The organism is Paraburkholderia susongensis, from assembly GCF_900177725.1.
GTDB lineage: Bacteria > Pseudomonadota > Gammaproteobacteria > Burkholderiales > Burkholderiaceae > Paraburkholderia > Paraburkholderia susongensis.
In genome coordinates, this window is record NZ_FXAT01000003.1 from 817,531 (window position 1) to 835,319 (window position 17,789).

At 62.2% G+C, this 17,789-nt stretch carries 17 protein-coding genes; 11 read left to right on the forward strand and 6 right to left on the reverse strand.

Annotated elements, in window-relative coordinates; all coding sequences use genetic code 11:
* Positions 1–305 precede the first annotated feature (305 nt).
* Positions 306–1,382: a collagen-like protein gene (locus tag B9Z01_RS12740; RefSeq protein WP_208625970.1), complete on the reverse strand. Its 1,077-nt coding sequence runs from the start codon at positions 1,380–1,382 to the stop codon at positions 306–308.
* A gap of 438 nt (positions 1,383–1,820) precedes the next feature.
* On the opposite strand from B9Z01_RS12740, the gene B9Z01_RS12745 reads away from it, so the two are divergent.
* Entirely contained in the window at positions 1,821–2,420 is a 600-nt protein-coding gene (locus tag B9Z01_RS12745; RefSeq protein WP_085483390.1) for a rhomboid family intramembrane serine protease, read from the forward strand.
* Between the two features lie 66 nt (positions 2,421–2,486).
* Here B9Z01_RS12745 and B9Z01_RS12750 read toward each other — a convergent pair whose 3' ends face one another.
* Positions 2,487–3,395 carry a LysR family transcriptional regulator gene (locus tag B9Z01_RS12750; protein WP_085483392.1) on the reverse strand — a complete coding sequence of 303 codons (909 nt, stop codon included), beginning with the start codon at positions 3,393–3,395 and terminating at the stop codon, positions 2,487–2,489.
* 172 nt (positions 3,396–3,567) lie between these two features.
* On the opposite strand from B9Z01_RS12750, the gene metE reads away from it, so the two are divergent.
* Positions 3,568–5,862, forward strand: a complete 2,295-nt coding sequence (metE, locus tag B9Z01_RS12755; protein WP_085483394.1) for a 5-methyltetrahydropteroyltriglutamate--homocysteine S-methyltransferase — start codon at positions 3,568–3,570, stop codon at positions 5,860–5,862.
* A gap of 101 nt (positions 5,863–5,963) precedes the next feature.
* On the opposite strand, the gene B9Z01_RS12760 is transcribed toward metE, so the two are convergent.
* Positions 5,964–6,224 carry a DUF6723 family protein gene (locus B9Z01_RS12760; RefSeq protein ID WP_085483395.1) on the reverse strand — a complete coding sequence of 87 codons (261 nt, stop codon included), beginning with the start codon at positions 6,222–6,224 and terminating at the stop codon, positions 5,964–5,966.
* Positions 6,225–6,515: 291 nt separating this feature from the next.
* Between B9Z01_RS12760 and B9Z01_RS12765 the strand changes: the two genes are divergently transcribed.
* The 5 genes from B9Z01_RS12765 to B9Z01_RS12785 all read left to right on the forward strand — a co-directional run bounded on the left by B9Z01_RS12765 (position 6,516) and on the right by B9Z01_RS12785 (position 12,059).
* Positions 6,516–7,745, forward strand: a complete 1,230-nt coding sequence (locus B9Z01_RS12765) for an alkaline phosphatase family protein (RefSeq protein WP_085483397.1) — start codon at positions 6,516–6,518, stop codon at positions 7,743–7,745.
* Positions 7,746–7,768: 23 nt separating this feature from the next.
* Positions 7,769–9,061 (forward strand): cytochrome-c peroxidase, encoded by a 1,293-nt coding sequence (locus tag B9Z01_RS12770; protein WP_085483399.1) that lies wholly within the window; start codon positions 7,769–7,771, stop codon positions 9,059–9,061.
* A 115-nt stretch (positions 9,062–9,176) separates the two neighbouring features.
* Positions 9,177–9,872 carry a lytic transglycosylase domain-containing protein gene (locus tag B9Z01_RS12775; protein WP_085483401.1) on the forward strand — a complete coding sequence of 232 codons (696 nt, stop codon included), beginning with the start codon at positions 9,177–9,179 and terminating at the stop codon, positions 9,870–9,872.
* A 295-nt stretch (positions 9,873–10,167) separates the two neighbouring features.
* Positions 10,168–11,043: a DUF2242 domain-containing protein gene (locus B9Z01_RS12780; protein WP_085483403.1), complete on the forward strand. Its 876-nt coding sequence runs from the start codon at positions 10,168–10,170 to the stop codon at positions 11,041–11,043.
* Positions 11,044–11,807: 764 nt separating this feature from the next.
* The gene (locus tag B9Z01_RS12785; RefSeq protein ID WP_085483405.1) at positions 11,808–12,059 is read left to right on the forward strand and encodes a hypothetical protein; all 252 of its coding nucleotides are present in this window, start codon (positions 11,808–11,810) and stop codon (positions 12,057–12,059) included.
* A gap of 42 nt (positions 12,060–12,101) precedes the next feature.
* Here B9Z01_RS12785 and B9Z01_RS12790 read toward each other — a convergent pair whose 3' ends face one another.
* Positions 12,102–13,031, reverse strand: coding sequence for a DMT family transporter (locus B9Z01_RS12790; RefSeq protein ID WP_085483406.1), 930 nt, complete (start codon positions 13,029–13,031; stop codon positions 12,102–12,104).
* Between the two features lie 337 nt (positions 13,032–13,368).
* Here B9Z01_RS12790 and B9Z01_RS12795 point away from each other — a divergent pair, with 337 nt between their 5' ends.
* Positions 13,369–14,121 carry an IclR family transcriptional regulator domain-containing protein gene (locus B9Z01_RS12795; protein ID WP_085483408.1) on the forward strand — a complete coding sequence of 251 codons (753 nt, stop codon included), beginning with the start codon at positions 13,369–13,371 and terminating at the stop codon, positions 14,119–14,121.
* Positions 14,122–14,381: 260 nt separating this feature from the next.
* Positions 14,382–14,597 carry a hypothetical protein gene (locus B9Z01_RS12800; RefSeq protein WP_085483410.1) on the forward strand — a complete coding sequence of 72 codons (216 nt, stop codon included), beginning with the start codon at positions 14,382–14,384 and terminating at the stop codon, positions 14,595–14,597.
* 188 nt (positions 14,598–14,785) lie between these two features.
* Here the strand turns inward: B9Z01_RS12800 and B9Z01_RS12805 are convergent, their stop codons facing one another.
* Both B9Z01_RS12805 and B9Z01_RS12810 read right to left on the reverse strand, forming a co-directional pair.
* On the reverse strand, positions 14,786–15,064 hold the full coding sequence (locus B9Z01_RS12805) for a hypothetical protein (protein ID WP_085483412.1): 279 nt from the start codon (positions 15,062–15,064) through the stop codon (positions 14,786–14,788).
* A gap of 51 nt (positions 15,065–15,115) precedes the next feature.
* Complete coding sequence (locus B9Z01_RS12810) at positions 15,116–15,874, reverse strand: Mut7-C RNAse domain-containing protein (protein ID WP_085483414.1); 759 nt, start codon at positions 15,872–15,874, stop codon at positions 15,116–15,118.
* Between the two features lie 93 nt (positions 15,875–15,967).
* Between B9Z01_RS12810 and B9Z01_RS12815 the strand changes: the two genes are divergently transcribed.
* Together B9Z01_RS12815 and B9Z01_RS12820 are read left to right on the forward strand one after the other, a co-directional pair.
* Positions 15,968–16,837, forward strand: coding sequence for an NAD(P)-dependent oxidoreductase (locus B9Z01_RS12815; RefSeq protein ID WP_085483416.1), 870 nt, complete (start codon positions 15,968–15,970; stop codon positions 16,835–16,837).
* Positions 16,838–16,950: 113 nt separating this feature from the next.
* The gene (locus tag B9Z01_RS12820; RefSeq protein WP_085483418.1) at positions 16,951–17,586 is read left to right on the forward strand and encodes a LysE family translocator; all 636 of its coding nucleotides are present in this window, start codon (positions 16,951–16,953) and stop codon (positions 17,584–17,586) included.
* Positions 17,587–17,789 lie beyond the last annotated feature (203 nt).

The window sequence follows — 17,789 nt, forward strand, 5'->3', positions numbered from 1 at the left end:
TACGTTCAATTGCACTGGATTGCGAAAGCCAATGGTGTGACGTTAGCTGACCCTAACAACGCGCTTTTATGCACCGCCCTTGCGGCAATTGCGGAAGCGAAAAGGCTTATTTATCAAAGGCTTTGGCGTAGCTCGGTGCGAACAATTTGGTCGGCAATTGTGACAACAATTTTTTGTCCGCACACGCGAGGCGACGACTCTAACGAAAGGGCTTCGCGAGAACGCAAGCCGCTCCCCGTTGGATCCAAAACTTCATCCCCGAAACTTGCGCCGCACCCTACAGCGGCGCAATTCACAAAACGCGGCTACAACCTGAATCCATCATCGCGGGTCGCCGTTGCATTCCCTTCCTGCTGCAGTTTCATTCGCTGGTCAAAGTGCTGCCGGGACATATTGAGCTCGTGCGCGTACTTCATCTCCGCAAGGCGTACTCTGAACTCGAGCAGACTCTTCTTATGCGATTTTTCGTCTAGCAGTTTCCTCGAAAGTGCATAACAGAGAAGAGCAATTCCGAGGATGAGCGTGTACGCACATATAAATATCAATATCGAAACGAGCAATTGATACGCCAGATAGACGAAGCCCAAAATTCCAGCGATCACGGTAATCAGTTGAAGCCAAAGCACGATACCTGATACGTGCTCGCTCCTCTTGAGTTTGGCTTCATACAGAGCTTGACGCTGGTCGAAGTCCTTATTCGTGAGCGTGTTGATCCACTCTTCTCGCCCAAATTCGGATAGGTCGGGCGAGCGTGATACCTGGCTTTCCGCGTATTCTCTTGATTCCCGCACGGTAGGCGGGCGGCCTGGGGCGAGCTTGCGTTTCCGTATTTCGAGCAAAGCGAGAACGATCGGCGTCAATGCCGTGATGAGTGTTGCAAGAGAGGTTAGGAAATTCTGCGTTTTTTCTTTGGGATCCTGATTGGCGTTGTAGTCTCCTGATGGCCGTTGTGAGAAGAGCCAGGTCAAAGACGAAGTGCCAGGAGGCCCTTGCAGACCCTCTCTGCCAGGAGGCCCGGCTTCACCCCGGTTGCCCTGTTCGCCACGATCGCCTTTCTCACCTCGTTCGCCCTGTTGGCCACGATCACCTGTCTCACCTCGATCGCCCTTTTCGCCACGGTCGCCTTTCTCGCCGCGCTCGCCACGCTCACCTTTAGCGCCGGTGTCGCCTCTGCTTCCCTGTTCGCCAGCCTTACCGCTTGCGCCTTGAGGGCCCATAAGCCCGGCAGCCCCAGCGGCGCCGGTTGCGCCAGTGTCTCCCTTGTCACCCTTTACAAAGCGGCCAGTTTGGTTTGCATCGCCGTTTGCGTCTTTCGCGCCTGCCAGTAGCATGTTCGTGTTGTACACGTCGCCGACGGGTGCGTTGTCAGGCGTTTGCGTCATGCGATTAGATGGGTCTCGGCTCACGCAGGCCGAAAGGGCTATGCACAATCCAATAGCTGCAGCGCTCAATGACCGATTCATCAGATTGTCTCGATTGTTTACTTCGTCGTTATGGTCAAGCGAATAGCGTGCGCGTCATAAACCGAGTACATGCTATTCATTAAGCACGCACCTGTTTCGGTGGAGCGCAAATAGTCACACGAATAGCATGTACTCGGCGAGATTACGCGGCTATTGCGACTTGCAGACTGGAGTGCTAACAGCATAACGGAATTCCGAAAAGAAAAGCGATGCGTCATTCGTGAGTAAAAGCGTGATTGACTAGGTGCAATGGCGTGCCGGTGCCGAGCCGATATCATCTGTTTTTCCACGATGCCTCGACGGCGCGACGCCACTTCGACTACCCTTTGTCGATATCACACATGGCCTCATCGATACATGAAGACCTCAACCCCCGATTCGCTCACCGCGAAGCTCAAATCGCGAATCGTGTTGCTCGCACTTTTCGTCGGCTCGATGTGGGCGGTGTTCTTTTTGTCGGTTGCGATGCCGTTCCTGAATCTGAACGAGCACGGTGTCGTGCCGCGCTCGCTCGGCGGGCTGCAAGGCATCCTGTTCGCGCCGTGGTTGCATGCGAGCCTTGGGCATATTGCCGCCAACACGAGCGGGCTGCTCGTCCTCGGCTGGCTGTGCATGTGGCCCGACATCGCCGGCTTCTGGCGCGCAACCATCGGCGCGATGCTCGGTGCGGGCCTTTGTGCGTGGTTATTCGGTGCGCCTTACTCGGTGCATATCGGAGCGAGTGGGCTCGTGTTCGGCTATGGGGGCTACCTCGTCGCGCGCGGCTACTACACCCGCAACCTCGTCTCGATCGTCGTGGCCCTGGTCGTCGTGAGCAGTTACGGTCTGAGCATGCTGTTCGGCGTGCTGCCTATCTATCCCGGTGTCTCCTGGCAGAGCCATATCGGCGGCGTGCTCGGTGGCGTTCTTGCGGCGCGCGCAGGGGCCGGTGCGGCCAGCAGGGTGCGCATGCGCTGACCGACATGTCCATTCCTGCATCCGCAGGCCGTCGTGATGCGGCGAGCAGTGCTCGATCCGCCGCCCTCAGCGGCGCACGCGCGCAGCCTGCCAGTTCGATTTACGCGCGAATTCAACGAACGAATGCAGATAGTCGAGCGATGCATCCGCTTCGCGCGTGCCGAGAAAAATCTGCTTTGCGATTCCCGTCTTGCCGAGCTTCACGCTCACCACGGGCATACGGTCTGCGTATTCCTCCGCGAGCCAGCGCGGCAGCGCAGCCACGCCGCGATTGCTTGCGACCATCTGCAGCATGATGTCGGTGGTTTCGATGGTTTTGTGGCGGCGCGGCGCGACACCCGCGGGCCGCAGGAACTGGTTGTAAATATCGAGGCGATCGGTTTCGACCGGATAAGTAATCAGCGTTTCATCGACGAGCTGCGCGGGCTCGACGTAGCGCACCTTCGCTAGCCGATGGCCTTCGGCCACCACGAGCACCTGCTCGTAATCGAACACGGCATCGAAACGCAGCCCTGGCCTCTTGAGCGGATCGGGTGTGACGAGCACGTCGATGTCGTAGCCGAACAGCGCACCAATGCCGCCGAACTGAAAACGCTGCTTCACGTCGACGTCGACGTCAGGCCAGCGCGCGAGATACGGCGACACCACCTTGAGCAGCCACTGATAGCACGGGTGGCATTCCATGCCGATGCGCAGCGTGCCACGCTCGCCGTTCGCGTATTGCCTCATGCGCGCTTCGGCGTGTTCGAATTGCGGCAGCAGCCGCTCGGCGAGCGAGAGCAGATATTGACCCGCCTGCGTGAGCCGCAGGTTACGGCCGTCGCGGTCCCACACCGGTGTGCCGAGCTGCTGCTCGAGTTTCTTGACGGCGTGGCTCAGCGCCGATTGCGTGAGATGCAGCGCGCCGGCCGCGGCCGTCAGCGAGCCCTGGCGGTCCACTTCGCGGATCAGGGTGAGATGAAAGCGTTCGAGCATGATGTGGCGGGCTTCCGGCAGACAGAACGCCTGGCGCGGGAGCCGGGAAGTGAATGAAGAAAAATGAATGAATAAATTTAATGGATGAATGAAATAATGCCATTTTTCTTCATGGAATGAAAACCCTATCATCGCTGCCAGTCTTGGCAATTCTCAATGGATGGCAGCGCTCATGGTTACGACACACAATCTCGGCTTTCCGCGCATCGGCGCAAAACGCGAACTCAAATTCGGCCTCGAACGCTACTGGAAGGGCGAATCGTCGCGTGACGAATTGAAGGCGCTCGGCGCCCAACTACGCGAGCGTCACTGGAACGACCAGCGCGAACTCGATCTCGCACCCGTCGGCGATTTCGCGTTCTACGACCAGGTGCTCGACATGAGCTTTACGCTCGGCAACCTGCCGGCACGCGTGCAGGGTTTTCATGGCGACACGCTCGACAACTACTTCCGCGTCGCGCGCGGTCGCTCGGCGCAAGGTGCCGAAGAGCACGCCGCGTGCTGCGGCGGCGTCGCAGCCGGAGAAATGACGAAGTGGTTCGATACCAACTACCACTACATCGTCCCCGAATTCACGGCCGACACGACGTTCAAGCTCGACCCTTCGCGTCTCGTCGAACAGCTCGCGCAGGCGCGCGCGCAGGGCGTGAAGGCGAAGCCGGTGATCGTCGGGCCGGTCACGTACCTGTGGCTCGGCAAGGCGAAGGACGAATCGGACAAGCTCGCGCTGCTGCCGCGTATCCTGCCGGCCTACGCGGCGCTGCTCGACACGCTCGCGCAACAGGGTGTGGAGTGGGTGCAGATCGACGAGCCGGTGCTCGTCACCGAACTCGATGCTGCATGGAAGCAGGCTTTCGTCACCGCCTACGACGCGCTAAAGACGCGCAAGGTGAAGCTGCTGCTCGCGACGTACTTCGGCCAGTTGCTCGACAACCTCGACCTCGCGTGCGCATTGCCCGTCGATGGTCTGCATATCGACGCGATCAATGCTCGCGAGGAAGTCGCGAAGGCTGCGCAGAAGCTGCCCGCGCACAGCGTGCTGTCGGTCGGCGCGATCAACGGCCGCAACATCTGGAAGACCGACCTGAACGCGGCGCTCGAATGGCTTGCGCCGCTCGCACAGCAACTCGGCGATCGTCTGTGGCTCGCGCCGTCATGCTCGCTGCTGCATGTGCCGGTCGATCTCGCGAGCGAGGAAAAGCTCGACGCGGAAATCCGTTCGTGGCTCGCATTCGCGCTGCAAAAGCTCGCTGAACTGAAGGTGCTCGCGACGGCACTGAACGCTGGCCGCGACAAGGTGGCCGACGAACTCGCCGCGAACGCCGCCGCGATTGCAGCGCGCCGCAACTCGCCGCGTGTGAACAACCCGGCGGTGAAGGCCGCGCTCGCACGCATCGACGCGAAACTCGGCAATCGCCAACATGCTTACGCCGAGCGCGCGCCGAAGCAGGCCGCACTTCTCGAGTTGCCCGCGTACCCGACCACGACGATCGGCTCGTTCCCGCAGACCGCGGAAATCCGTCATGCGCGCAGCCAGTTCAAGAGCGGCGCGCTCGATCAGACCGGCTACCAGGACGCGATGCGTCAGGAAATCGAGCGCAGCGTGCGCGAGCAGGAAACGCTCGGGCTCGACGTGCTCGTGCATGGCGAAGCCGAACGCAACGACATGGTCGAGTATTTCGGCGAACAACTCGACGGCTATGCGTTCAGCCAGTTCGGCTGGGTGCAGTCGTACGGCTCGCGCTGCGTGAAGCCGCCCATTCTGTTCGGCGACATCAGCCGTCCGAAGGCGATGACGGTCGAGTGGATCAGCTACGCGCAGTCGCTCACGAACAAGCCGATGAAGGGCATGCTCACGGGCCCCGTGACGATCCTGAACTGGTCGTTCGTGCGCGACGACCAACCGCGTTCGGTGTCGTGCTACCAGCTCGCGCTGGCGATTCGCGAAGAAGTGCTCGATCTGGAAAAGGCCGGTGTGCGGGTGGTCCAGATCGATGAGGCAGCGCTGCGAGAAGGTCTGCCGCTGCGCCGCGCGCAATGGGGCGAGTACCTGCGCTGGGCCGTGGAATCGTTCCGTATCACCGCGAACGGTGTGCAGGACGAAACGCAGATCCACACGCATATGTGCTATTCGGAGTTCAACGACATCATCGCGTCGATCGCCGAGATGGATGCGGACGTCATCACGATCGAGACCTCGCGCTCCGACATGGAACTGCTCGACGCGTTCGACGACTTCAGGTATCCGAATGAAATCGGTCCGGGCGTCTATGACATCCACTCGCCGAACATCCCGACGCAGGAGCACATCGTGCAACTGATGCAGAAGGCGGCGGAGCGCATTCCGGCGCAGCGTCTGTGGGTGAACCCGGATTGCGGACTGAAGACGCGTCAATGGGCCGAGGTCATTCCCGCGCTCAGGAACATGGTGGCCGCGGCGAAGACGCTGCGCAGCCAGGTTCAGTAAAGGGCAGGCGAGCGCGGGCTGCGCTCGTTCGTTGCTCCCGAACTGTTCGCGCAAAGCGGGTGGTCGATCGCCGCAACCTGCGATCGACCACCCGCTTCAGCCTATAACTCCGGCCGCGCCAGGTCGCTCGTCACGATATGTTCGCCGTACACCTGCGCGGCCGCAATCGCTTCGGGCCGCGTTGCGTGCGGTCCGAGTTCCGGCGCGCCGTCGAACGGAAACAGCACACGGCCGTCGGTCGTGCGCACGACCTTCAGTACGCCGTAAAAACGCCGGTAGCCGGACATCTTCGCGGTCGCCGAAATGGCGAAGTCGTCCTCCGACTTGCCAGGGACATTGGGAATAAATGCGGTCTTGCTCATGGTTGAAACCATCGGTTATTCGTGAGGCCAGTGCAAGTACGAAAGACCGCATCGCAACCGGGGTCCGGGGCGGCAGTGCGCGGACCGCACACATTGTCTCAAATCCCCGCGCAACCAGCAGGCGCTTCTTCACCGCGCGAGCAAATACGTGTAAGCAGCAGGTTGGGCGTTCCGCCCATGGATTTAATTGTGAGATGCCGTGAGTTTCACGGCGATGTCATGGATGCCTCCTAGAGTGTTGCCGCGAATAAAACACCTATTCCTACCGGACAACAACAAAGGGCAACAGACATGTCACACCGCATTGGGTTGCGCACATTCCTCATGGCCGCTTGCGCGGCCTTGATCGCGTTAATCGTGGCCGCTTGCGGCTCGTCGTCCGACGGGCTCAAGGTGACCGGCCAGCAGCAGATCCGCCACGTCTTCGTCATTACGCTCGAAAACGAAAACTACTCGACCACGTTCGGCGCAAACACCAAGGCGCCGTATCTGGCGCAAACGCTCGCCTCGCAAGGCGCGCTCGTGCAGCAGTACTACGGCACGGGCCACGTGAGTCTCGACAACTACATCTCGATGATCAGCGGCCAGAGCGCGACGGTCGAGACCGACAACGACTGCATCACCTATCAGGACTTCAAGCTCACGGGCATGACGTCAGACGGCCAGGCAATCGGCTCGGGCTGCGTGTATCCAGCGAGCGTGAAGACGCTGCCGGACCAGTTGAAGGCGGCGGGCTTCACGTGGAAGGGCTATGAAGGCGACATGGGCAACGACCCGGCTCGCGAAGCAGCCACTTGCGGCCACCCGACGCTCAACACGACGGACCTGACGCAATCGGCCGAAGCGCCGAGCGCAGCGGTGCCGCTCGGCGACCAGTACGCGACGCGTCACAACCCGTTCATGTACTTCCACTCGATCATCGATTCGCCGGACTGCGCGCAGAACGTCGTCAATCTGAACCGGTTGCAGAGCGATCTGCAATCCATCTCGACTACGGCGAACTTCAACCTGATTACGCCGAGCCTGTGCGACGACGGTCACGACGCGCCCTGCGTGAATGGCCAGCCTGGCGGCCTGACGAGCGCGAATACGTTCCTGCAGAAGTGGGTGCCGATTATCACGTCTTCGGCGGCGTTCCAGAAGGACGGTCTGCTCATCATCAACTTCGACGAGAGCAGCTATGCAACCGTGACGCAATCGGCGTCGGGCGAGGATCTGATTTTCTCCGGCTCGACCTGCTGCAGCCAGCAGCCCGGCCCGAACCTGCCGGCCTATCCGGAAACGTCGTCGCTCGCGTATAACGGCCTCACGATCAACTTGACGAAGCAGAGCTTCGGCGGCGATCAGACCGGCGCGGTCATGATCTCGAAGTTCATCAAGCCGGGCACGGTGTCGACGGTGCCGTACAACCACTATTCGATGCTGAAGAGCATCGAGGACATCTTCCAGCTAGACCATCTCGGTTACGCGGGGCAGGCCGGTCTTGTCGGATTCGGCAACGACATCTTCACGAACCTGTAAGCGACTCGATGCCGTTTCCTGTCATGCGACCCACGGCGCGCGCGAGCGCGCGCTGGGCGGGGCTTGCCACCGCGGTTGTCACCGTGCTCGCCACGGTTGCCAGCGGTTCGCTGTCGACCGGCGCCGAGGCTGCGCCCACGCTCGTGCCCACGCCTGCGCCCGCCGACGCCAAGCCCGTCTATAGCGATGCCGCTGCGCTCGGCAAGCTGATGTTCTTCGATCCGTCGCTGTCGGCGTCGGGCAAGATGTCGTGCGCGAGCTGCCATAGTCCCGAGCACGCCTACGGGCCGCCCAACGGGCTCGCGGCGCAACTCGGCGGCGCGGATCTGCGCGAGCAGGGCACACGCGCAGTGCCGAGCCTGCGCTACGTGCTCAACCGCACGCCGATCTGGACGCATGCCCAGGCGGCGAGCCTTTCCGAGCGGCTCAGCGAAACGGATAACGCGCCCGTCGGCGGCTTCGGCTGGGACGGGCGCTTCAACTATCTGCACGAGCAGGCCACTTTCCCGCTGTTCGATCCGAACGAGATGGCTAACAAGGATCCGGCCGCGTTGCTCGCGAAGATGCAGAGCGCGCCGTACGCGGCGCGCTTCAAGGAAGTGTTCGGCCAGAACATCTTTGCCGATCCCACCAAGGCGTTCACGCAGGCGATGTACGCGATCGAGCGCTTCGAACTGGAAGACCCGAGCTTTCATCCATACACGAGCAAGTTCGATTACTACCTCGACGGCAAAGTGCAACTCACCGCACAAGAGTTACGCGGCAAAAAGCTGTTCGACGACCCCGCCGGCGGCAATTGCGCGTCCTGTCACATCGACCAGCCTGGCGTGAATGGCGCTCATCCGCTTTTCACCGACTTCAACTTCCAGGCGCTTGGCGTGCCGCGTAATGCCGAGCTGAAGGCGAATGCCGATCCGAAGTACTTTGATATGGGCTTATGCGGACCGCTGCGCAAGGATCAGGCGGACGACAAAAAGAATTGCGGACTCTTCAAGTCGGTATCGCTGCGCAATACGGCGACGCGTCACGTGTTCTTCCATAACGGCCGCTTCCATACGCTGAAGGACGCACTGCGCTTCTACGTGCAGCGCGACACCAATCCGCAGAAGTGGTATCCGAAGGATGCGCACGGCAAGGTCGACAAGTTCAACGACCTGCCGGTCGCACTGCGCGTGAACGTCGATACGACGGACGAGCCGCTCACGCGCAAGGCGGGCGAGCGCCCGATCTGGTCGGAGCGCGATATCGATGACGTCGCCGCGTTCCTTGCGACGCTGAGCGACGGCTACGACCTCAAGGCGAAGCAGCCGCAGTAGCCAGATGGAGTCCCGGTTGGCCTTGATTTAAAAGACAAAAATTGTGAGGCGAGCGGTGTCGGGAGGTGCAACGGGACTATAATGCGCGGATTGCCCGTTACACTCCGTCCCCGTTATGAGCCGGTTACTTTGCCTGTTCGTGCTTTCGTTCGGTCTGATGCAAACTGCGTCAGCCGACGAAAACACCGACCGAATATCCGCGTATCTAACGCAGAAGTTCGGTTTGGCCAAGGACAAAGCTCAAAAGATTTCCGAAGCGGTGCAATCCTCCGCCTCCAAATACTCTCTCCCTCCGGCGCTCCTGCTCGCCATCATCTCGATCGAATCCCGCTTCAAGGAAAAAGCCCGCGGCGCCAACGGCGCGACGGGGCTCATGCAGGTCGTGCCGCAGGCGCATCGCGGGCTCCTGCGCAACGTCAAGGACCTCACCGAGCCGGGCACGAATATCGAAGCGGGCTCGGCGATCCTGTACGGCTATATGCGCTCGGCCAACGGCGATCTGAATGCCGCGCTCAAGAGTTACGGCGGATCGAAGGCATATGCGCAGAAGGTGAACTTGCGCGTTGAAGACTTCGTGTCGATCGCCTCGCCGCAGGGCGGCGCTTCGCGTGCGGACGGGCAAGCCATGCCGTGCGAGGCCGACCGCTGCGTCGAGGCGGATCAATGGGCCGGCGTGTTTAGCGTGCCGGCGGTCGGCGCGCCCGCGAGTGCGGCGGCGTCTTCCGCCTCTTCTTCGGCTTCGGCTTCGGCTTCGGCGTCCGGCCGAGGTTTGGGCCCGGCTTCGGGCGCGGCGCGTACGGCGTCGAACTAACTGCGTCCATGCGGTTTTTTGCTGGTTTCCACTTGCTTTCCGGTTTGCGACTTTGCTGCTTTGCCGTTGTATCGTTCTGCCGTTGTGTTGCTGTGGCGTTGTGGCGGTTGCGATTGCCACCGTATTACCGCCGCATCTTCGCCACATCGCCCCAACCTTCGCCAGCCCAGCCCCCTTCCACCACGCGCCGTATCGCCAGGCTGTGCAAACGCTGCACGCCTTTTACGCATACCCGGCCACCCGCTCTACAATGCATTCCCATTCGCGCTTATGTGGCGCTCCTTGCACTTCGACCATGCAGATCCCGTTTTTCAGAACCACCGCCTCGGCCCTGTTCGGCCTGCTGGCCCTCGCGGCATGCAGCAGCACGCCGAAACCGGAATTCCAGCAGGAATTGTTTGAAACCGGCGCGAGTCCTTACGCGCGCAATTTCAATTCGAGTACGACCGATGCCTGCGAAGCCGCGCGCCGCGCGCTGCTGAGCCAGGGCTATCTGACGACGATGGCGCGCCCCGACACCGTCGACGGCACGAAGAATTTCCAACCGACGAGCGATACCCACGTGGTCGTCGAATTTCACGTGGTGTGCACGCCTGGAGAAGAGGCGGCCAACACCAGCATCGTCTATGTGAATGCGGTGCAGAACGGCTTTGCGCTGAAGAAAAGCGATACCTCGGCAAGCGTCGGGCTCAGCATTCTCGGCTCGCTGTCGTTGCCGATCCGCTCGAATAGCGACGCGATGGTCAAGATATCGAGCGAGACGATTCCGTCCGGCAAGTTCTACGACCGCTTCTTCGGCCTTGTCGATCATTATCTGCAGACCGTCGTGCGCACGCAGCCGGTCGCGAACAACCCGATCGAAACGCAAGCGCTGCCGATGCCCGCACCAACGCCCGTGCTGGCACCTGAGCCGGCGTCGGCACCGGTTCAGGGGATGACGCCCGCGGCGGCTCCTGCTCTGGTTCCTGGGTTGGCTCCCGCGTTGATCCCCGCGGCGACTCCTGTTCTGGTTCCTGCGTTGACTCCCGCGTTGACCTCTACACCCGCCGCGCCGGCAGTCGTTCCCGCTCTGGCTCCTGCGGCGGTTCCCGCGCTCGTTCCGGAATTGCACGACGCGATCGGACAAGCGGCGGCCATTCAGCCGGCGAGCGGAGCGAGCCTCGTGCCGTGATACTCGCGCCGAGGCTCGGGGGTTCGGGCTGATCGAAGATCTGCTCAGTTCGTCATCTCGGCGCGCAGCGGTGGTTATCCTATGTTTTTTACTTCATACGTATACGTATGTAGTAGTAGTTAACAAGGGTTTACCCGTTCTGTGGATAACCCGGAAATCCCCCGCCGCATCAGCATCATGCAAAACTCATAACCTTGCGGGATACGTCTGTAGAAAAACTACATAAGTGGGATAAGTCTGAACGGACGCTGGTCCACGCCCGTCCTTATCAAGATTTCGCGCACACGCTGTTCTATGCGCTATCCCGAAGTTATTCATAGGCCGGTGTGGATAACCCGGCTCCCCGAAACGCTTCTCCACAGACCTTCGCGTGACGCGAAGCGCTCGCCAACGCACAGACTCTCACACAGCGGACGCGCACATTAGAGCCACGGCACGAAGATTGCGCGTTTTCTTTTTGCAAGCGCAACTGTTGCTATTTAGTCAAAAACGTTTGGGCACCTAGCAATCCGGGCATAGAGTTAAAGTGTTTTCTGAGGTTCCTGGTGCAGTGCGGGGGGATGTATGAAACGCAGATCAGCACGACAGCTAGTCCGTCTTCTCTCGGACCTTCGGCATGCGGCCCATTGCAGTACCTTAAGGGCGGCCGCGACCAATCGGACGATGGCGCTTGCCGCCGCCGAGGCTGACGAAGATGCAGCCGGCGACGATAGTTCCGAGTCCACGCGCGACGCGCACCAGGACAAGCCGATCCGGAGCGGATCGTGAGAGCCGCGAGCGAACAGTCGTTGCGGTTTCTGGTCGAGAAATGGCTCGCGCCGTCGCCTTCCTTGCCGGTTTACGTCACGGAATTCAGCCGCACGCGGGTGGGTGGCCGGCGTTATGTGCGAGTGGAGACGTCATCGGAAGAGGGCGGGCGGGGGTTGTTCTTCTTTCGTCACGACGACGGCTGCTGGTGCGTGTTTCCGCCTACCGCCGATACACCGAGCCTGTTCGCGCATCCGCGCGCCGCGTGACGGGGCGTGCACTAGCGCGACTAAAGTCGCCTGGCGCGCCACTCACAACGCATGGGGCAGACGCTCACGGCTGCGTCGCCAGCCCGGCAGCACCTGGCACACGATCAACCCCGCCAGCATCAGCGCGCAACCGAACAGCGCGCGAGCCGTCAGCGTCTCGCCCAGCACCAGCCAGCCGGCGAACGCCGCGAACACGCCTTCCATGCTGAAAATCACCGCCGCGTGCGATGGCGCCGCATACTTTTGCGCGACCACCTGAATCGTATACGCGATGCCAACCGACAGCGCCCCACCGTACGCAATCGTCGGCGCTGCGCGCGCGATCATCGCAACGCTCACCGGCTCGACGGCAAGTCCAACCACGAGACACACCAGCCCGCAGATCACGAACTGCACGAGCGCGAGCATCAGCGTGTCGTGGCGCGCGGCGAAGCGCCCGACGAGCATCATCTGCACGGCAATCACGAGGGCGCCCGCAAGCTGATACCAGTCGCCGTACAACATCGAGAAATGTTCGTCGACGCTCAGAAAATACATGCCGACGGCGGCCAGCACCGCGCCGAGCCATGTGCCGAGGTTCGTCCTGTGCCGGAACAGCACGCCGAGCAGCGGCACGATCACGACATAGAGCGAGCTGATGAAGCCGGCATTCGCGACCTTCGTGTATTGCAAGCCGATTTGCTGCAACGAAATCGACACGGCCAGCACGATGCCGAGCAGCGCGCCGGCGCCGAGCAGTTCACGGGCGCCGCCCGGTTCGCGCCGGGTCAGTTCGGCGAGCGCGGAGCGGCGCACGCAGACGATCATCGTCAGCACGACGAGTGCGCCGAGCAGGAAGCGCAAGCCGGTAAACATAAACGGGCCGATCGCATCGAGGCTCAGTCGCTGCGCGACGAACGCGGAGCCCCAGATCATCGCGGCGATCAGCATCAGCACGTTGGCGCGTAGGTGTTGGCGGGTATCGGGATTCAAAGGTTTTTCTGATTTCTGGTGTGGATCGTGCCGGCGGGGGCGGCATCCGCATGCGATGGCGCTCGCGGTTTATCGATGCGCGCTGTGGCCCAGGTGCAGCGTACGGTGCCCAGCCGCTTACGAATGGCCCACATGATACGCGAGCATCCCGTGACCGGACAGGCAAGCGGCGCGAGTCGCGCGATAATCGCGCAACGGCCGCGCGAACCCCGCCGGAGGCCAACTATCGGGCCAACTGCTGGGCCAAACCGGGCTAATTATCTGGCCAATTATCGGGCCAATTACGAGGCCACCTACAGGGCCGATCGCCGGCCCCGCTTTGCCACGGGCAAACATCATGGACGACAAGGACTGGATCGCGGGCGCCGCGAAAGCGCTCGCGATCATCGAAGCATTCGACGAAGAGCACGCGCGCATGACGCCGACGATGGTCGCCGCTCGCGCCGGTCTGTCGCGCACGGCGGCGCGCCGCTATCTGCTGACGCTGCGCGAACTCGGCTACGTCGATACCGACGGCAAGCTGTTCTGGCTCGCGCCGCGCGTGTTGCGGCTCGGCCAGTCGTACCTCGATTCGGCGCGCTTGCCGCGCACCGTGCAGCCGTTTCTGCAGCGCATCACCGCAACCGTGCAGGAAACCGCGCTGGTCGCGATCCTCGACGAACACGACGTCGTGTACGTGGCGCGCAACGGTGTCAATCGTGCGATGGCGGTCGGTTTCGTGACCGGCTCGCGCGCGCCGGCGCCGTTGTCATCGGCGGGGCTCGTGCTGCTCGCGTTTCAGGCGCCCGAGAGCATCGACCAGTGGCTCGCGTCCTATCCGATCAAGGTCTTCACGCCGCACACCTACTCGACTATCGAACGGCTGCGCGAAGTGCTCGGCGAAATTCGCCGCAATGGCTACGTGGTCACCGATCAGCAACTCGAGGTGGGTGTGCGCGGTATTGCCGTGCCGCTGCGCGACCGGCACGGCGCTGTGGTCGCGGCGATCAGCGTGAGCATGCCGATCGGCCAGGAGTCGGCAAACGCCGCGCTGCACCGCGTTCTGCCGACGCTGCAGGAAACTGCCAGCCTGCTGCGCAATCTCGTTTGAGCCGGGTTTTGGCGCAATCGGCTAGCTTGCGGCGAACGACGCAGCAGGGTCACTGGTGCGGTATTCCTAATGATTGAAAGCGTGTCGAAAGCTGTCTGTCTCTCAGAAAATACATATCGAGTTTTGGGCATGACAAACCGCCTACGCTTGGGTAATACTCTCCCGCGGGGAGCAGGAGGCGCCGTGAAGCCCTGTCTGCTCTACCGTACAGGTATCTTCATTTCACATTTGACTCAGTCGTCTGGTTTGGGGAACAACACATGAAAAAAGTCATCATCTCGCTCGCAGCCGCTTCGATCGCGCTGGTTTCCGTTCAGGCATTCGCACAGGCATCGGACGCAGCCGCTGCGCCGGCAGCTGCCGCCAGCGCACCGAAGAAGCATCACATCAAGAAGCTGAAGACCCACGGCAAGCGTGCTCCGGTTGCTGCGGCAGCTTCGGCAGCTGGCACGAACGACAAGGGTACGACGAACTAAGCTGCTGCCCGTTCATCGGGCACGCCGGTTCCACTGCATTGCACCGCCAGCCGGTCATTGCAGCCGGGCGCGGCGAAGCGTTGCCAGCAAAAAGGCCAGAGCTTGTGCTCTGGCCTTTTTGCATGCGCGGAAGATTCCTGCCTGGTTTTCGACTTCTGCGCGAGCTTTGCGCGCAGGCGCGCGGAAAATCAGCCCGCGAGGCCGCGCCTGATGACTTCGTCCAGCAGGCCGTTCATGCCATCCGGGTGAGCGGCGGCGCGCGTTTTCAGTTCTTCCACGAGTTCGTTGTTCAGCTTGCATGCGAAGGGGACGAGACCCTGCGCCTGATCGAGCTTGCGCTGCTCGCGCCGGTGGATTTTCGGCTCGGCCGCGGCACCTTTGCCGGGACGGCCCGCACCCGCCTGCTTCATTGCGTTGTTCAGTTTCAGCGCCTTGTTCTTTTCAAGGTCGGTTTTTTTCATCGCCATATTTGAAGGTCTCTGCGAGATAGGTAATCCCGCATTGTACGCAGCGCGCCGTCAGCCCGCGCGCTCCGGCGCCCCGGCCGCAACACTGTCGATCAGCGCGCGCATCTTTTGCCAGTGCGTGCCTTCCCAGAAGACGCGTCCGCACACGTCGCAGGTGACGAAGCGGCTATGCCGCTGCAGCACACCGTGCGGCGCGCGCTGGCCGACTTCTTCTCTCGCGATGCGCCGCAGCGGCGCATTGCACATCAGACACAGGCGGAACGGCTGCGCGCTGCGCGCCAGATCGAGCCGTTCGAACACTTCGCGCAACTGCTCGCGTGGCCGCAGTGCGCGCACATAGCAGCCATGCGTGATGTTGCGGCGTTTCAATAGCTCGCGGTCGCGGGTTAGCACAATGCGCTGTTGCGCGGCGGCGAGCGCTTCGATATCGGCGTCGGGATAGTGGTTGTCGTAGAGCGTATCGAAGCCGGCCAGCCGCAGGAGCGGGGCGAGGCCGCCCAGGTGGGCATCGGCGATGAAACGCGTCACGCGCAGCGGCCGTTCGCGCACGCGCAGCAGCGGCTGGATGTCGAGCGCTTCAAACTTCGGATAAACGGCGACGCGCTCGCCCTCCGCGAGCAGGTGACCGAAACCGGCCGACTCGCCGTTCACGAGAATCAGCTCGACCTCGGTATGCGGCACGCCAAGCACTTCGATCATGTGCTTCGTCGTCGCGCCGCGCGCGCAGACGCAGGGGAACTCGTGCCGGCGCAGCGGCCGGGCGAGAAAATCGTTCAACTCCTCGTAGAAGCGGAATGTCGCGGTGACCATGTAAGCAGTATCGCACCGGTTATGTTGGGCGTTGTCCTGCGCGTGTCGCATGAGTGTGTTTTACTGCGGGTTCTTTAGAAGACGGAGCGATAGATGGACATCGGTTTTATCGGTCTCGGCGAGATGGGCGCCGCGATGGTTGCAAACATTCTGAAAGCCGGGCACCAGGTGCGCGTGTGGAACCGCTCGCCGGAAAAGGCGCAGGCGCTTGCCGAACTGGGCGCGCAAGTGGTCGCGACGCCGGCCGAAGCGTTTGCGGGCGACGCCGTGTTCTCGATGCTCGCCGACGATCACGCGCTGCGCGAGGTCATCACCGCGTCATTGCTCGAGCATGCGCCGCGCGGGCTGATCCACGCGAACATGGCGACGATCTCGGTCGCGCTCGCCGAGGAACTGGCGACCGCGCATGCGTCGCGCGGCGTTCACTATGTCGCCGCGCCGGTGCTCGGACGGCCCGACGTCGCGGCGGCCGGCAAGCTGACGATCGTCGCGGGCGGCCCGGCCGAATCGATCGACCAGATTCAGCCGGTTTTCGACGTGATCGGCCAGAAGACCTGGCGCATCGGCTCGCTGCCGCAGCAGGCGAACGTGATGAAGCTCGCCGCGAATTTCATGCTCGGAGCGGCGGTCGAGACGCTCGGCGAAGCGGCTGCGCTCGTGACGGGGCACGGTCTCGCGATGCAGGATTTCCTCGACGTCATCACGAGCGGGCTGTTCCCGGGACCGGTGTATTCGGGCTACGGCAAGCTGATCGCCGAGCAGCGTTTCGAACCGGCGCTGTTCAAGGCGCGGCTCGGCCTGAAGGACGTGCGTCTCGCGCTCGCCGCCGCCGATGCCGTGACGACGCCGATGCCGGTCGCGAGTGTGGTGCGCGACAGCCTGATCGAAGCGGTCGCACACGGTGATGGAGAAAAGGACTTCGCGGTGCTGGGCCAGGTTGCGGCGCGCCGCGCCGGCCGCTAACGCTTAACGCCTCAACACCCCGACGCCCCCACGCAGTTTTTCCCAAAGCCGCGTACGGCAGCGGCGGGCGGCGGGGCATAATAGCCGCCCGATTCCCCATTACCTCGATTCCGATGACTCTGCATACCTGGTGGCTGTTCGTCGCCACCGTCTTCGTCGTTTCCGCGATTCCCGGTCCGAACATGCTGCTCGTGATGACGCACGGCGCCCAGCACGGCCTGCGCCGCGCCAGTTCGACCATGGCCGGTTGCCTCTCGGCGCTCGTGCTGCTGCTGGCGGTATCGGCGGCGGGGCTCGGGGTGTTTCTCGCGGCGTGGCCGGCCATGTTCAACGCGCTGCGCATGATCGGCGCGGTCTATCTCGTCTATCTGGGCATCAAGGCATGGCGCGCGCCAGCGGACGAAACCGCCGCGCAGAACCTCGACGAACTCCCGGCACCCCCCGCGCGCTCGCGTTTCGCGCTGTTTCGCAACGGCTTTCTCGTGGCGAGCAGCAATCCGAAGGCGATCCTGTTCGCGGCCGCGCTGTTGCCGCAATTCATCGATGCCGCGCAGCCGAAGCTGCCGCAGTTCGGCGTGCTCGTCGCCACTTTCGCGGCGATCGAGGTGAGCTGGTATCTCGTGTACGCGGGGTTCGGCACGCGCATCGGCGCGAAACTCAAGAGCCGCAACGTCGCGCGGATGTTCAACCGGCTGACGGGTGGCGTGTTCGTCGGTTTCGGCGCAATGATGGCGCTGGTGCGCCATTAGGGCCGGGCACAGCACAGCGGGCTGGCGGAGAAAAGCAAGGCACAGCGAATGCGGCTGTTGTATGTTTGCAACATAGAGGGTCAACCCTAATTTCCATGTTGCGACGCACCAAGCGGTTTGCTATAGTACGTCTTGTCTCCTCCATGTCTCCTCTGATATGGATTCAGCCCGCCAACTTAGGCGGGCTTTTTTTTTGCCCGGAA

What these genes read in the sequence shown, in the direction of transcription:
- B9Z01_RS12780 (WP_085483403.1), top strand. Translation starts at nt 10,168, where the DNA reads ATGCAGATCCCGTTTTTCAGAACCACCGCCTCGGCCCTGTTCGGCCTG.
- B9Z01_RS12740 (WP_208625970.1), bottom strand. Translation starts at nt 1,382, where the DNA reads ATGACGCAAACGCCTGACAACGCACCCGTCGGCGACGTGTACAACACG.
- B9Z01_RS12800 (WP_085483410.1), top strand. Translation starts at nt 14,382, where the DNA reads ATGAAAAAAGTCATCATCTCGCTCGCAGCCGCTTCGATCGCGCTGGTT.
- B9Z01_RS12760 (WP_085483395.1), bottom strand. Translation starts at nt 6,224, where the DNA reads ATGAGCAAGACCGCATTTATTCCCAATGTCCCTGGCAAGTCGGAGGAC.
- B9Z01_RS12775 (WP_085483401.1), top strand. Translation starts at nt 9,177, where the DNA reads ATGAGCCGGTTACTTTGCCTGTTCGTGCTTTCGTTCGGTCTGATGCAA.
- B9Z01_RS12805 (WP_085483412.1), bottom strand. Translation starts at nt 15,064, where the DNA reads ATGGCGATGAAAAAAACCGACCTTGAAAAGAACAAGGCGCTGAAACTG.
- B9Z01_RS12820 (WP_085483418.1), top strand. Translation starts at nt 16,951, where the DNA reads ATGACTCTGCATACCTGGTGGCTGTTCGTCGCCACCGTCTTCGTCGTT.
- B9Z01_RS12745 (WP_085483390.1), top strand. Translation starts at nt 1,821, where the DNA reads ATGAAGACCTCAACCCCCGATTCGCTCACCGCGAAGCTCAAATCGCGA.
- B9Z01_RS12815 (WP_085483416.1), top strand. Translation starts at nt 15,968, where the DNA reads ATGGACATCGGTTTTATCGGTCTCGGCGAGATGGGCGCCGCGATGGTT.
- B9Z01_RS12795 (WP_085483408.1), top strand. Translation starts at nt 13,369, where the DNA reads ATGGACGACAAGGACTGGATCGCGGGCGCCGCGAAAGCGCTCGCGATC.
- metE (WP_085483394.1), top strand. Translation starts at nt 3,568, where the DNA reads ATGGTTACGACACACAATCTCGGCTTTCCGCGCATCGGCGCAAAACGC.
- B9Z01_RS12770 (WP_085483399.1), top strand. Translation starts at nt 7,769, where the DNA reads ATGCGACCCACGGCGCGCGCGAGCGCGCGCTGGGCGGGGCTTGCCACC.
- B9Z01_RS12750 (WP_085483392.1), bottom strand. Translation starts at nt 3,395, where the DNA reads ATGCTCGAACGCTTTCATCTCACCCTGATCCGCGAAGTGGACCGCCAG.
- B9Z01_RS12765 (WP_085483397.1), top strand. Translation starts at nt 6,516, where the DNA reads ATGTCACACCGCATTGGGTTGCGCACATTCCTCATGGCCGCTTGCGCG.
- B9Z01_RS12810 (WP_085483414.1), bottom strand. Translation starts at nt 15,874, where the DNA reads ATGGTCACCGCGACATTCCGCTTCTACGAGGAGTTGAACGATTTTCTC.